The sequence below is a fragment of the Sorangium sp. So ce124 genome, from assembly GCF_051525235.1.
Lineage (GTDB): Bacteria > Myxococcota_A > Polyangia > Polyangiales > Polyangiaceae > Sorangium > Sorangium atrum.
Genome location: NZ_CP150312.1, coordinates 3,461,731 through 3,475,269, shown reverse-complemented (window position 1 = coordinate 3,475,269; position 13,539 = coordinate 3,461,731). Strand labels below are relative to the sequence as shown.

The 13,539-nt window shown below is 68.0% G+C and carries 12 protein-coding genes; 10 read left to right on the top strand and 2 right to left on the bottom strand.

Annotated features, from left to right (window positions below; translation table 11 throughout):
- Positions 1–345 precede the first annotated feature (345 nt).
- Positions 346–522, bottom strand: coding sequence for a hypothetical protein (locus WMF19_RS13250; RefSeq protein ID WP_437899428.1), 177 nt, complete (start codon positions 520–522; stop codon positions 346–348).
- A 282-nt stretch (positions 523–804) separates the two neighbouring features.
- On the opposite strand from WMF19_RS13250, the gene WMF19_RS13245 reads away from it, so the two are divergent.
- From WMF19_RS13245 to WMF19_RS13225, 5 genes are all read left to right on the top strand, one after another.
- Entirely contained in the window at positions 805–960 is a 156-nt protein-coding gene (locus WMF19_RS13245; RefSeq protein ID WP_437899427.1) for a hypothetical protein, read from the top strand.
- A 325-nt stretch (positions 961–1,285) separates the two neighbouring features.
- Positions 1,286–3,184 carry a recombinase family protein gene (locus tag WMF19_RS13240; protein ID WP_437899425.1) on the top strand — a complete coding sequence of 633 codons (1,899 nt, stop codon included), beginning with the start codon at positions 1,286–1,288 and terminating at the stop codon, positions 3,182–3,184.
- A 297-nt stretch (positions 3,185–3,481) separates the two neighbouring features.
- Positions 3,482–4,756, top strand: coding sequence for an MFS transporter (locus tag WMF19_RS13235; RefSeq protein WP_437331109.1), 1,275 nt, complete (start codon positions 3,482–3,484; stop codon positions 4,754–4,756).
- 279 nt (positions 4,757–5,035) lie between these two features.
- Positions 5,036–5,476, top strand: a complete 441-nt coding sequence (locus tag WMF19_RS13230) for a hypothetical protein (protein ID WP_437899424.1) — start codon at positions 5,036–5,038, stop codon at positions 5,474–5,476.
- 311 nt (positions 5,477–5,787) lie between these two features.
- Entirely contained in the window at positions 5,788–6,411 is a 624-nt protein-coding gene (locus WMF19_RS13225) for a protein-glutamine glutaminase family protein (RefSeq protein ID WP_437899423.1), read from the top strand.
- Positions 6,412–7,471: 1,060 nt separating this feature from the next.
- On the opposite strand, the gene WMF19_RS13220 is transcribed toward WMF19_RS13225, so the two are convergent.
- Positions 7,472–7,990 (bottom strand): N-acetyltransferase family protein, encoded by a 519-nt coding sequence (locus tag WMF19_RS13220; RefSeq protein WP_437899421.1) that lies wholly within the window; start codon positions 7,988–7,990, stop codon positions 7,472–7,474.
- A gap of 214 nt (positions 7,991–8,204) precedes the next feature.
- Between WMF19_RS13220 and WMF19_RS13215 the strand changes: the two genes are divergently transcribed.
- The 5 genes from WMF19_RS13215 (at position 8,205) to WMF19_RS13195 (ending at position 13,527) form a co-directional block, all read left to right on the top strand.
- On the top strand, positions 8,205–8,660 hold the full coding sequence (locus WMF19_RS13215) for a GNAT family N-acetyltransferase (protein ID WP_437328983.1): 456 nt from the start codon (positions 8,205–8,207) through the stop codon (positions 8,658–8,660).
- An 875-nt stretch (positions 8,661–9,535) separates the two neighbouring features.
- Positions 9,536–10,399 carry a tyrosine-type recombinase/integrase gene (locus WMF19_RS13210; protein ID WP_437899420.1) on the top strand — a complete coding sequence of 288 codons (864 nt, stop codon included), beginning with the start codon at positions 9,536–9,538 and terminating at the stop codon, positions 10,397–10,399.
- A 6-nt stretch (positions 10,400–10,405) separates the two neighbouring features.
- Positions 10,406–11,680: an IS91 family transposase gene (locus WMF19_RS13205; protein ID WP_437899419.1), complete on the top strand. Its 1,275-nt coding sequence runs from the start codon at positions 10,406–10,408 to the stop codon at positions 11,678–11,680.
- Between the two features lie 717 nt (positions 11,681–12,397).
- Positions 12,398–13,192: a hypothetical protein gene (locus tag WMF19_RS13200; protein ID WP_437899418.1), complete on the top strand. Its 795-nt coding sequence runs from the start codon at positions 12,398–12,400 to the stop codon at positions 13,190–13,192.
- Complete coding sequence (locus WMF19_RS13195; RefSeq protein WP_061614382.1) at positions 13,111–13,527, top strand: nuclear transport factor 2 family protein; 417 nt, start codon at positions 13,111–13,113, stop codon at positions 13,525–13,527. Before WMF19_RS13200 ends, WMF19_RS13195 begins: the two co-directional genes overlap by 82 nt.
- Positions 13,528–13,539: the final 12 nt, after the last annotated feature.

Genomic DNA, 13,539 nt, shown 5'->3' with positions numbered 1-13,539 from the left:
GTCCAATTCTGTGTTGGGCGGTGCCTGGTCGCGCATCATGGGATCAGACATCCGAGAGCCGCCTCTTGCCGGGCTGAGAGCCGCCGCTCGCCGCAGCAGCGGTCGTGGTCGCGCCGTACCTCTCCGCCATGGCGCCGCCAGGTCCCGCCGGCTTTCGTCCCGTTGAATTCCCCGCGGAGCACGAGCGGCCCGTGTTTCGCTTGCAGCCGCCGGGATTCTCACCCAAGCGGAGTCTCGGCCGCTGTCGGCGCGTCCAAGGACCTTGCGGCCAGCGCCGCACGCGTGCGCGCCTCGCGAACCGCATCAGACCGTGTTGTATGGCCTTGTTCAGGAGCACCTCGCGACCTACGTCGCGCACGCAGCGCGCACGTACGCGGCCCCGCTCTCGAAGTGCGTTGTCGCCGCCTTCTCATGCAAGCTCCGCGGCCCCTGCCCCAGCTGCGCCTCGCGCCGGATGTGCGATGAGGCGGCGACGCTCGTCGATCGTATCTTGCCCAACGTGCCCGTCAGGCAGTGGGTCATGTCGCTTCCGTTTGAGCTGCGTGCGCTTGCGGCCAAAAGGTCCGACGTCCTCGCGGCGATGGAGCGCATCTTCGCGGAGGAGATCGCCCGCGTGACCACGCGGCTCGCGAGCATCGCCGGCGCACGGACGGGCTCGGTCGGGTTCCCTCAGAGATTCGGCCCCGCGCCGCGAAGTCTGAGCCGTGCGCGGGGCACGCGCCTCTGCCCGCCGCGCCCGCGCCCGCATCGCCGTGCGCTCCGCCGGCGCTCTCAGCGAGGTCGCTCGCGCATGCCGAGCCCACGGTGCGAGTCGAGCCGACCCTGATCTCGGTCTTGCACTGGGGGCGGCTGCTCGAAGGGGAGTTGTTCGCAACGTCGCGCTACGTCGAGTGGGCCGTGCTCATGAAGCGTTCGTTCGGCTTCGACATCCTGCGAACGCAAAGCATGAAAACCTGCTGAGGCTGGTGCTGTACCGGCGTGTTTTCAAGATCCGCAGGAATTCCGGGAAGGGTGGGAATGAGGCTGCAGATGGGTCGCTCCCGTCAACGGAGTGGGGTCGTGAGGGGGTCCCCGAAAGGAAGGCGGGGATCCATGACCCAGCGTGCGTGGAGGATCGAGTGGAGAGCGCGGCCCCAGCCCGACGGTTCATCTCGGCTCAGCCTGGCGGTCGGCCTCGTGATCGACGCCGCGGCAAGCCCCCCGATCGGGTTGCGCAGGAGCGGGGACGACGGCGCCAAGAGGAGCAACGAACCCAACGCAAGCAACAGCAACGAAAGGAGAGACCATGAGCCAACGAGCCGCCCTCTATGCGCGCGTCTCGACGGCGCGGCAGGAACAGGAGCAAACGGTGGCGTCGCAGCTCGAAGCGCTCGAGAACGCAGCGACCGCCATGGGACTCACGGTGCCGGCAGAGCGACGGTACATCGATGACGGCATCAGTGGCGCTCGCCTCGATCGGCCGGGATTGGACGCGTTGCGCGACGCAGCGGCCGATGGGCTGATCGACGTGGTGCTCGTACACGCTCCCGATCGGCTCGCGCGCAATTACGTGCATCAGGTTGTGCTGGTCGAGGAGCTGACGAACCGCGGAGTCCACGTACACTTCGTCGAATGCCCCGCGACCGAGCGTGCCGAGGACCGCCTGCTCGTGCAGATGCAGGGCATCATCGCCGAGTATGAGCGCGCGAAGATCATGGAACGCACGCGTCGCGGTCGTATTCACAAACTGCGTGCCGGGCAGATGCTCCCTTACAGCTCTGTCGCACGCTATGGCTATGCCATCGAACGCTCTGCCGATGGGCTGCGGCGCACGGTCGTCATCGACGAGGTCGAAGCCCAGCATGTACGGGCGATGTACCGGTGGGTGCGCGAGGAGGATCTCAGCTCACGCGCCGTCGCCAGGCGACTGAACGCACAGGGGATACGTCCCCGCAGGGCGGCGCGGTGGACCGAGGGCCGCGTCTATGGGGTGCTGACCGACCCCACCTATACTGGCATGGCGACCTACGGTCGTCGGATGTCGGTCGAACCGGCACGACCGAAAAAGCCGGGTTCCTACCGAAAGCACCTCAAGAGCTCCAGCCGCTTCCGTCCCAAGCAGGAGTGGCTCATCATTCCGGTCCCTCCGATCGTTGACGAAAAGGAGCAAGCCGAGGTCCGCGCGATCCTCGCGAAGCACCGGTGGCAGGCGCCGCGGCACCTCAAGTACGACTACCTTCTCCGGTCGCTCGTCGTCTGCGGTGAATGCGGGTGGCGCATGGAGGGCCATCGACAGGCCCCGCGGTCCGGCGTGCCCTACGAGTACTTCTATTATGGATGCCGACGCCGCCTCGCCGAAGTGCGCGGCCATGACAAGCGGTGCAAAGCCAAGTACATCCGTCGCGACGAGCTCGATGCGGTTGTATGGGACGCGCTGGTATCGTGGATTCAGTCCCCGCAGATGCTGCTGCAAGAGGTTGAGGCATGGCGTTCGAGCCGCGCAGGAGAGGACCAGAATCGCCGTGACCGTGCCCGTCTCGAGAGCGCCGAGCGCAAGCTCCAGACTCACGTCGAACGGCTGGTCGACGCCTATCAGGCCGGCGCGATATCCGTCGAGGAGCTCAAGGCGCGGCGCGATCGCCTCGATGCCGAGCAGCGCGCGGTGCGCGTTCGCATCGAGGAGATCGCGGCCCAGGACCAGGACCGAACTCGGCTCAATCAGCTGGCCGACGACCTGACGGCCTTTGCGGTGACGTTGCGGGAAGGACTGGACAAGCTGGACTTTGCAGGGCGGCAACGCCTCGTCCGGCTGCTGATCGAGCGTGTCGTCGTGACAGGCGACCACGTCGCTATCGAGCACGCGATCCCGCTCTCCGGCCGGTTTTCGGCTTTACGTTCGCAGGATCGATGCGCTCCGCTGCCCGAAATGCGAACGGAGGATGCGCGTGCTTTCCACGATCACCGACTCAGCGGTGGTGCGCCGCATCCTCGATCATCTGAACTTGCCCTCGCAGCCCCGAACGGCAGCGCCCGCGCGCGATCCAACGTGGGAACCGATGGCGTTCGGGTTCGACGCGGCGTAGGTGGGCACCCGGCCCGAGCCCGTCATGGCGAACGCACGTCGCGGTCCGTCGAGCCAGAGCTGCACCCAATGCACCGCGCGCGGGCCCTGCGACGGGGCGAGCGGGTGTTTGATGCGCGATAGACGGCTCGCCAGGCGCCGTTCCCGCGGGGCTTGACACGGGCGAGAGCTCTATCGTTTCCTATCCGCTTAGATGGCTGTTCCGCAGGAGTAGCCGCTCCGCGGAGCGGCGACACGGCAACCCACAGCCAAGCGCATGTCAACCATCGCATGCAGCGTGGCTGTACGATTGGACGGCCGCTACGAGAGGAGCTTGACTTTCGGATCGAGTTTGGATTTCTTAGCCTATCGAGAGGATTGGAGGATGGCATGCAGCACGCAGGGGGCGCGGCCCCAGACATGGGCCCCGCGGCCCCGGACATGGGCGTCGCGACCCCGGACATCGGCGCCGCGACCCTGAAGCGGATCACCCGTGGCCTGATGCCGCTCTTCTGCCTGATGTACCTGATCGCGTACATCGACCGGCAGAACGTCTCCTATGCCAAGCTGGAGATGGTGGGCGCCCTGGGCCTCACCGAAGCCGCATACGGCCTCGGCGCCTCGCTGTTCTTCCTCGGCTACTTCCTGTTCGAGGCGCCGGCCAACCTGATCCTCGTCCGCGTCGGCGCCGGGGTCTGGTTCAGCCGGATCATGGGCACCTGGGGCCTCGTCACCATCGCGCTGGGGTTCACCCAGAGCCCGGCCATGTTCTTCGTCCTGCGCTTCCTGCTGGGCGTGACGGAGGCCGGCTTCTTCCCGGGCGTGCTCTACGTCCTGACCCTCTGGTACCCGCATGCGCACCGCGCCCGCATGATCGGCGCCTTCATGATGGCCAGCGCCGTGGCCAACGCGGTGGGCTCGGTCGTCGGCGGCGCGCTGCTCGATCTCAACGGCCTCCTGGGACTGGCTGGCTGGCAGTGGGTGTTCGTGGCCACCGGCGCTCCCGCCGTCCTGCTCGCGCCCTACGTCCTCTGGCGCCTGCCGAGCCACCCCGAGCAGGCCCGCTTCCTCACCCCCGACCAGAAGGCCTGGCTCGCCAGGACCCTCGCCGCGGAGCCCCGCCAACAGGCGGAAGGCTCCCCCTGGCGGGCCTTGCTGGACATACGAGTGATGGCGCTCGCCGGCCTGTATGTCGGCTTGCCGCTCGGCGCTTACGGCCTCAGCTACTGGCTGCCCACCCTCGTGAAGGGCTTCGGCGCCTCGAACATCCAGAACGGCTTCATCAACGTCATCCCCTGGGTCTTCGTCGCCTTGGCGCTCTGGTGGGTGCCGCGCCATGCCGCCCGCAACGGCGTCAGCGCCTGGCACATCTCCGGCCCCATGCTGCTGGGCGCCGTCACCCTGGTGCTGAGCGTGGTCGTGCCGGGCGCAGCGCCCAAGTTCGCCCTGCTGTGCGTCGCCGCCGCCGCCATCTTCGCCGGCCAGCCGGTGTTCTGGAGCGTGCCCCAGAAGCTCCTCGCGGGCCCGCACGCCGCCGCTGGCATCGCCGCCATCAACTCGGTGGGCAACCTCGGCGGCTTCGTGGCCCAGAACGTGGTGCCGCGCATCTACGACGCGACCGGCAGCCAGCTCGCCCCCATGCTGTTTCTGGCCGGCTGCCTGCTCATCGCCGGCGTCAGCATCCGGGTGCTCGTCCCCCGGCTGGCAGGCTGGTAGGGCGCCGGCGGATCAGGCCTGGCGGCCGCAGGCCGCCGCCAGCATCCGCAACTTCTACCCAGCGTCCGCAAGGCCAGCGAGCGAATGTCGCGTGGCAGTGCAGTGGGCTCCGTCCGCGTGGCGGAGAGAGCGCTGACCTCGCCCGCGTCGCGCGGACGGTTCATGACGCAGTGATGGTGGTGCCGTGCGGCCTGGGCAGGCCAAGCCGATAACCACGGTCCTGCACCGCAAACTCGCCCGGAAGGAGCCTCGACCAACACGCGCCCTGCGCGGACGCGCGTGGCGAGGTGTCGCCTGGCCCTTTCCCGTTCGCTTCACGCGGTGCAGGACTTCTACGCACACCCGAACTGGGTCGAGCTCGGCGACGGCGTCCTCGTGGACCATTCGCTCACCGTCACGAGGAGCTCAACAAAGACAAGAGCACATTGCCCGGTCGCACGGCGCAGCATCGAGCGGAGAAGCCGCTCGCGATCCGACAGACACGCCATGAGTGGTGCCGACTCGATCAGCTCGCTCACGATGCGTGGGCGATGCCGGAGCTCGTGTCCGCGCAGGATCCGGAGCAGAAGGTCTGCCCATCATCGCAAGCGGGCAAGCCGCCGCCCCCGCCGGACGTCCCCGTGCTCGTGGCGTCGGAGCTCGCTGGATCGAAGTCCGGGTTCTCGGGGCTGCACGCGACAGGCAGACACAGCGTGTCTCATCAGGAAAAGCTCTTCATGATGAGCATTGTACACCGAGGCACTGCGCCCCTGCAGAGGGAAGTCCTCGCGTCGCGGTGCGTGGTTGCGCACAGCAGGAAAACGGCGCGATCCGATGCGGTTCGAGCGAAGGACGACCGGGGTTGCCGGCATCCACCCGGTAACCGTCGAGCGGCGGCGCAGGAGCCAGCCGAGCCTCGAGAATCGCCGATGTCCGCCGTGCGGGGACCGCGAGCGGTGCTATGGTGCGCCGCACCCCGTGGTCCCCGACATGCTCCGAGCGTGACGGCTCCTCTCGGGGCGCTTCATGTCTTACGTAGGGAGATCAGATTCATGCGACAGCCCGACGGTCCGCGCTCGTTCGACGAGCTCAAGGGCCCGCCCGGAAGCCTGGCAGCCGATTGCGTTCCCACGTGGACCGGGGAGCAGCTGAGCTCCGGGTTCGCCGCGATCCGCGACAGCCGGCTGCTCACCGTGCCGGAGCAAGCCGAGTTTCTGCGGCGGATTCCCTGGCTCGCGGCCGACAACGGCTGCGAGGAGCGGGCCGAGGCAGCGGTCTACTTCTTCCACCAATGGGACTATCCGACGCCCTACTTTGCCAGAGTCAGGGCAAAGCCGCGCAAGCGGCTGGTCTTCCAGACAACCAACGAGCCGTCCGGAACCGTGACGTGGTCCCACCACGTCGCGCCCGCGGTCCGGGTCGGTGGACAGCTCATGATCCTGGACGTCGCCATCGATCCGTCGCGGCCCCTCCCGATCGCGGAGTGGCTCTCTCGGTTCAGCGTCGCCGACGACATCGACGTCGCTTTGTGCCGCGACCACGCTTCCACGATCACCGACTCAGCGGTGGTGCGCCGCATCCTCGATCATCTGAACTTGCCCTCGCAGCCCCGAACGGCAGCACCCGCGCGCGATCCAACGTGGGAACCGATGGCGTTCGGGTTCGACGCGGCGTAGGTGGGCACCCGGCCCGAGCCCGTCATGGCGAACGCACGTCGCGGTCGTCGAGCCAGAGCTGCACCCAATGCACCGCGCGCGGGCCCTGCGACGGGTAAGGAGGGACACCGCCCCGTCGCCGCGACGCTGAGGATTACGTCCGGAGTATGCGAAGATGGCCGGAACGATGCCAGGGGGCGTTCTGGAACGGCGGCGTTCGAGGAACGGAGCATTGAGTTCACTCATTCGTGTGAGATTGTCCACCCCCACGCTGGCGACAAGACCATGGATAACGACAAGCCCCAAACCCCCACGCCTTCCCTCACGGATCTGATGGGCGCGATGGCGGCGGCCCAGGCCGCGCAGGAGCCGTTCTTCCTCGGCCGCCTCCGCGGGCACTTCGGCGCCGACCCCTGCACCCTCCCCGTTGTCGCCGAGGAGTTCCCGGCCTTGGACCACGTGCTGGCACCAGGCCGAGCAGCCGACCGATCGCCTCGTGAACGATCCGCGCCGCCTCCTCATCCCCAAGGACGACGGCGCTCCTTGAAAAGTGACGCTGTATCAACAAATTATCCATGCATCGACGATGAGGCAGCCTTCACTCCACAGCCTGCGGGGAGTCGTCGCACTGGTCTAATCTGAAGGTCAGTGCGCGGCGCCGCGCATTCGTCATCGATCGCGACATCGCCGCCCACGTGCTGGCTGAGCACGGGTGTCCCGACGAGGACTGAACCAACGCTGCGACCGAGCTGGCCCCGCGTTACACACGCCACTTCCGGTCGTGGTCGTCGTCGGTCCCCTCATCGGTATCACTGGAACCGGTCAGCTATTGGATAGGTCATCATCGGCGACCCGCTTCCTCCGTATCTCAACGGTTTGGCAGCCTGGAGCCGACACAAAAATCACCTATCGATTTTGGCGATCGAGCACTGCGTAGAATTGCTTGGCAGCGAGACTGGTAGTTGCATCGCCGCACTCAGAACCACGCAACGTCAACGTTGGCGATTCGCAGTGGCCGGTACCTTCCCATACAAGCCAAAACGCAAGAGTATCGTTCTAGAGAGCGCGCAAGGTTCGCGCTTTACGGACCAACCCACAGAGCCATGTAAACGTCGTCAAGATACTCGTTCGGACCGATCTTCAGCCGCCTCGTCTTACGCCCCTCTTCGACGAACCCGAGTGATCGATAAAGCGCGATCGCGGGCTCGTTCGACGAGCGCACCTGAAGCTCGACTTTTTCAACGCGCGGGTTTGACCGCGCCCAGCGCAAGAGCGAGTGCATGAGGGCTCTGCCAACGCCTTGGCGTTGATGGCCTTCGTGAACGGCGATCATCAGCCTGACGACGTGCGACGTCGCGGCAAGTGAGAGCGGTTCCAAGAACGCATGCCCGACGACCGTGCCCGCGTGTTCGGCGACGAGATAGATGCCGCCGCAGCGATCGTCGAGCTCGACTATCTTCTTTCGAAGGTCGTCGTCGACGATTTCGTCGGGCATCGAGGCGAGCTTCCCCGGAACGCTCGCGATCGCGCGCTCGGCTGCCGCGAGCAGCGGCGCGTCCTCCGGCCGTGCTTCTCGGATCAAAGGCACATCGAACCCCATGACGTTCTCTTATCACTCGACGGGGCCGGTTGCAGACGCCGTCACGCGGAGAGCTCGTCCGCTCGCAGCACATCGCGAGGTCAGGAGCCCGTCGCTAGAATGCCGAAGCCATGCATGCCGAAGCCATGCCCTTGCGCCAGCAGACACCGCCCGGCGGAGACCGGCGCGCCGCCGTCCCCGGCGCGCCCGGTCGGCTCGCCTGCCTGAGGTCCCCGTGATCCGGGCCGCTCGCCCCGAGGAGGCTGAGCTCCTCGGCGCGCTCGCCCTCCGTTCCAAGGTGCACTGGGGCTACACGCGCGAGTTCATGGAGGCGTGCCGCGCGGAGCTCTCGATCTCGCCGGCGTACGTGGCGCGGCATCCGACCTTCGTCCTGGTGCGCGGAGACGAGGCGCTCGGGTTTTACACGCTCGAGGCCCTGAGCTCGACCCGGGTGGAGCTCGGCCACCTCTTCGTCGAGCCGGAGGAGATCGGGCGCGGTCATGGCCGCGCGCTCCTGGCGCACGCGCGCGACGAAGCGCGGCGACGCGGGTACCGCGTCCTCGTGATCCAGGGCGATCCGAACGCCGGGCGGTTCTACGAGGCCTGCGGCGCGCGGCGCGTGGGCGAGAAGGGCTCTGCCAGCATCCCTGGCCGGCTGCTCCCGCTCTTCGAGCTCGACCTGTCGCGCTGACGCGCCGCCGCTCGCGCTGGCCGAGCCTCCACGATATCGGCAACGTGAATCGATCTCCGGATCCTGTTCGTCCTCGATGGCGTGTCGTACTGAATGTTCGGTCGGCCCGGGGCTTGGTCTCCGTGAACACGGAGAGCAGGCGTCGGACACGAGGCGACCCAAGGGCTCAGCTCGTTCACTCGATCGGGCGCGAACAGCTGTCCTGTGCCACATCGGCCGCCATCTCCGACAGTGCCGGCCAAAGCCAAGACATTTCGGTTTCCGCGGATCTCCGCACCTGTCCTATCCGGGCGCCTCGTCAATGCGGCTTGCTACCGTCGGCGCGACCTTTCTCTCCCCTCCGGTGCTGGCACCAGGCCGAGCAGCCGACCGATCGCCTCGTGAACGATCCGCGCCGCCTCCTCATCCCCAAGGGCGACGGCGCGGTTCAGGGGGCCGGCGAGCGAGGCAACCACGAGGGCCCGAGGCGACGCGTCGGCCGACGCGAGCTTCCCAGGATCGAGGCTCGCCGGTTGGACCAAGCCGCTTCGCGGCAGCTCCTGTGCCTGCTGAGGTCGACCGCGATGACTGCTGCGACCGCGAGCGCGATGCGGACGAGGTGCAGGAGCTCGGCGTGAGGCTCAAGAAGCTGCTGCGGGCCCTGCTCCGTTAAGCATTGCGGATACCGAGCCGCGGTTTCCTGCCGCGGCTCGGATCCTTGTCTTCGCTGCGGTTGTCACGGCAGGCATTGCTGCCGCAGCGCGGATTTTGCCAGTATTTATTGCGAAAAAAGAGCCCGGCGCCGCGCAGGACTGGCCGCCCGCCGCCTCATTCCCTGCCCACCCTGCCGTTCGCGACGCCCCTGCCCGGGCGCCGCGTCCACCAGGAGGGCAGCGATGGGACAGCTCCGCGATCGAATGGCCGAAGACCTGAAGCTGCGGCGATACAAGCCGTCGACGTGCGACAATTACCTCCGCTGCGCACGGGCCTTCGTAGCCTATCACCGCAGGCCGCCGCAGCAGATGGGTCTCGACGAGGTGCGCGCGTTTTTGCTCTATCTCGCCGAGCAGCGAAAGATCGCGGAGGCGACGCAGCACCAGTACGTGGCGGCGATCAAGTTCCTCTACGCCACCACGCTCGGGCGTCCGGAGGTCGCCGTCGCGATCCCCTGGCCGAAGGTACCCCAGAAGCTGCCGCCGGTCCTCAGCGGCACCGAGGTCGAGGCGCTGCTCAACGCGAGCGGCTCGGTCAAGCAACGCACGATCGTACTGACGGCGTACGGCGCCGGTCTGCGAATCGATGAGGTCTGCTCGCTGCGGGTCGAGGACATCGACAGCAAGCGCAACCTCATCCACGTCCGCAATTGCAAGCACGGGCGTGATCGGTACGTGATGCTCAGCGCCCCCGTGCTGACCGCGCTGCGCATCTACTGGCGGGCGGAGAGACCCGCTGGACCGGAGCTGTTCCCGGGTCGCAAGCAGGGCTCGGTCATCTCGCACGAGGCGGTGCGCAACGCGCTGCGCGAGGCGGCGAGGCGCTGCAAGCTGCACAAGCGCGTCACCCCGCACGTGCTGCGGCACAGCTTCGCTACCCACCTGCTCGAGCTCGGCACCGACATCCGCGTCATCCAGGCCCTGCTCGGCCATCGCTCCATCCGCACCACCGTCCGCTACGTCCGCGTCAGCCAGGCTCACGTCGGTCGCACCCGCAGCCCGGTCGAGGTGCTCGGCACCCAGGAGGCCAAGAAGAAGCTCGGCTGAGGTCGCGTGCACCCGCATCCCCCGGCGCCGCGGCCCACGGCAACGGGTAGGCCTCGGCTCGAGGTCGCGGATATCGTCCGCGCCCACGGCGAGGCCTACCTGCGCGCCCACGCCGTCTCCACCGCCCAGCGCAAGGTCCTGCGCGACATCGCTGCGTGCAGGACCGCGGTGCTGGGCGGCCATGTCGACGTGTGCACGAGCTGCGGCCACGAGCAGCCCTCGTACAACTCCTGCCGCAACCGCCACTGTCCCAAGTGCCAGAGCCTCAGCCAGGCCAGGTGGATCGCCGAGCGGCAGCAGCGCATCCTGCCGACGCACTACTTCCACGTCGTCTTCACGCTCCCGGCCGAGCTGCGCCCGCTGGCGCTCGTCAACCCGCAGACGGTCTTCGATCTGCTCTTCCAGTGCGGCTCGCAGACCCTGCTCACGCTCGGCCGCGATCCCAGGCGGCTCGGCGCCGACATCGGTGTCACCGCCGTGCTGCACACCTGGAGCCGCAATCTCAGCTTCCATCCGCACCTGCACTGCATCGTCACGGGCGGTGGGCTCTCGCTCGACGGCTCGCGCTGGATCGAGGGGCGGCGCGGCTACCTCTTCCCTGTGCAGGTCCTCGGCAAGCTCTTCCGTGGCAAGTTGCTCGCCGCGCTCCGGCAGGCCTATGATCAAGGAGAGCTCGACCTGACCGGCGAGGCCGCCGCGCTGGCCAACCCCGCTGCCTTCGCTGCGCTGCTCGGCGCGCTCTACCGCAAACCCTGGGTGGTGTACGCCAAGCCGCCCTTCGCTGGGCCCGAGCAGGTCTTTGCTTACCTCGGTCGCTATACCCACCGTGTCGGGCTGTCCAATCACCGGCTGCGGTGGATGGATGAGCGCGGCGTGTGCTTCCGGACCCGCGGAGACAAGACCGTGACGCTCTCCGCAGAGGAGTTTCTGCGTCGCTTCCTGCTGCACGTGCTGCCTCATCGCTTCGTGAAGATCCGACACTTCGGCTTGATGGCTGCGTGTCACGCCACCACCACGCTCGAGGTGGCACGCACGAGGATCCTGGCGGCGCGAGACGCAGGGCAGTGCGCTGTCGGGGGAGATGAGCACCGGGAAGCCAGCTCTCACGAGCACGAGCCCTCTGCGCGCCACGTCGTCAAGGTCGACTGGTGCACGCTGCTCGCCGAGCTCACGGGGATCGACCTGTCCATCTGTCCTCGCTGCGGTCAGGCTGCGATGGCTCGCCGCCCGCTGCCGTCGTGCGTCGTCGCCTCTTCCGCTGCCCCTCCGGACACGTCATGAGCATTGCTGGCCTGGGCAGGAGCAACAACACCACCTCCGTTGCGCGGCGGTCAGGGATCGATCCGCCTTCTGCGCCGTCCACGTCGGCGGCGTGCGTGCTTCTGGGCCTCCGTCGGCGCCGCGCTCTGCCTCGGCACGTCTGCGCCCAACGTCGTGGCGGCGGGATGCACCACGCGTGCGAGCCCCGCCACGCCCGCCCTCTGCTGCCTTCTCGGGCAGGATCTCCATAGGCCTCGCGACCGCCTCGCCCGGCCGCGAACCGGCCCGGTCCAACCCGACGTTTGCGGGACTGCGCCGGGACCTCGCCGCCGCTGCTGCTCAGGCGCAGTCCCGCAAACGCCTATTCATTGGGCCCGGGTTGGGCCCAACCCCACCGACGGGCAGCGATCCGTCGTCACGCCTCCCTGAAATTCGGGGCAAAGCACCGGATCGCGACGGTTCGCCCCCGCGGAATCGTCCCGCCAGGGATTTCTGCGACAGCGAGAAGGGGCCGGAAGATAGCTCGGCATTTCCAACACTTTCCGTCTGTCTTTCCGCCGAGCGGGGCTCGGCCGTGGCCCAACGCGGCGGTCGCGGCGGTCGCGGTGGAGCGCGCCGATCTCCCGCTGTTCTGCGCGGCGGTCTGCGGCGTCGGTCTGCAAGGCGCGTTCGTGCAGCAGTATCGCTTCGCGATCCTCGAGGGGCAGCCGAGCAGCAAGGGCGCCGGGCCTGCTGACCATGATCCAGCTCGCCAGCGCCGCTGGCATCGTCCCCGGCATCTCGCTCTTCGGCCTGCTGGAGGGGCGGACGTCCAGGTACATGCCCGCTGCCCTGCTGATGCTCGCGGCGCTCCAGCTCATGGCGGCGCTCTCGTTCGCGGCGTACGGGCCGCAGGAGGCGCGCGCCGCCGAGGCCTCCGCCGCGCCGGACGCGCGCGCCCGCGCGCTGTACTGGCCCATGGTGGCCATGGGCGCGGGCGCCTTCCTGGTGATGAGCCTCCTCATGGTGCCGACGCCGCTCCAGATGTGCGGCGTCGAGCAGCGCTCGGTCCAGCAGGCGAGCTGGGTGATCCAGGTGCACCTCCTGAGCATGTACCTGCCCTCGCTCTCGGTCGGCGCCCTCCTGAAGCGGATGTCGATCGCGCAGCTGCAGGGCGTGGGGCTGCTGTTCCTGCTCGTGGGGTATCTGGTCAGCTGGGTTCCGGGGTTCGAGGGGGCACCTGGTCGGCTGGCGCTGGTCGGGGTCGTGTGGTGTTACGTGTTCGTGACCGCGACGACCCTTGTCGCGCGCAGCCGCCCGGGCTCCGAGCGCTTTCGCGCGCAGGGCGTCGCGCGTCGCCTCCGGGGTGCTGTATGCTCGGCCGAGATCAGGCTCGGATCGGTACGGGAGCAGCGGAGCGCATGGAGTCCTCGGGGAGAAAGCCGGCAAGTCCAGAAGATTCGGTTCGCCAGATGCTCGTCGAGTTCGCGCGCGCCTTCGAGCGAGGCGACGTGGACGCGTTATGCGACATGTTCGTACGTGACGATGCCCTGATCTTCTACGGCACACACGACAAGCTGCACTTCACGCGCTGGGCCGAGATCGAGGCCTCGTTCCGGCGGCAGAGCGAGATCCTGAAGGACCTCGTGTGCAGGATCACCGGCGATGTCCAGGTGCGTCTGCTGGCCGGGGGAGCGGCCGCCTGCGCCGGGACGGCCGGCTTCGGTATCCACGCCACCATGGGCGGCGTGCGCTTCGACCTGCCCGCGCTCCGACTGACCTGCACGGTGGAGCGCCACGGGGATCACTGGCGGTTCGTGCAGCTCCACCTCTCCGTGTCGGACAGGCCGTTCCTCGACAGCGTGGGCCACGTGCTCGAGAGCGCCTGAGAGCGCCTGAAC

Coding starts and splice junctions, on each gene's coding strand:
- WMF19_RS13210 (WP_437899420.1), top strand. CDS start 9,536: ATGGGACAGCTCCGCGATCGAATGGCCGAAGACCTGAAGCTGCGGCGA.
- WMF19_RS13235 (WP_437331109.1), top strand. CDS start 3,482: ATGGGCGTCGCGACCCCGGACATCGGCGCCGCGACCCTGAAGCGGATC.
- WMF19_RS13240 (WP_437899425.1), top strand. CDS start 1,286: ATGAGCCAACGAGCCGCCCTCTATGCGCGCGTCTCGACGGCGCGGCAG.
- WMF19_RS13250 (WP_437899428.1), bottom strand. CDS start 522: ATGACCCACTGCCTGACGGGCACGTTGGGCAAGATACGATCGACGAGC.
- WMF19_RS13195 (WP_061614382.1), top strand. CDS start 13,111: ATGCTCGTCGAGTTCGCGCGCGCCTTCGAGCGAGGCGACGTGGACGCG.
- WMF19_RS13220 (WP_437899421.1), bottom strand. CDS start 7,990: ATGGGGTTCGATGTGCCTTTGATCCGAGAAGCACGGCCGGAGGACGCG.
- WMF19_RS13200 (WP_437899418.1), top strand. CDS start 12,398: ATGATCCAGCTCGCCAGCGCCGCTGGCATCGTCCCCGGCATCTCGCTC.
- WMF19_RS13225 (WP_437899423.1), top strand. CDS start 5,788: ATGCGACAGCCCGACGGTCCGCGCTCGTTCGACGAGCTCAAGGGCCCG.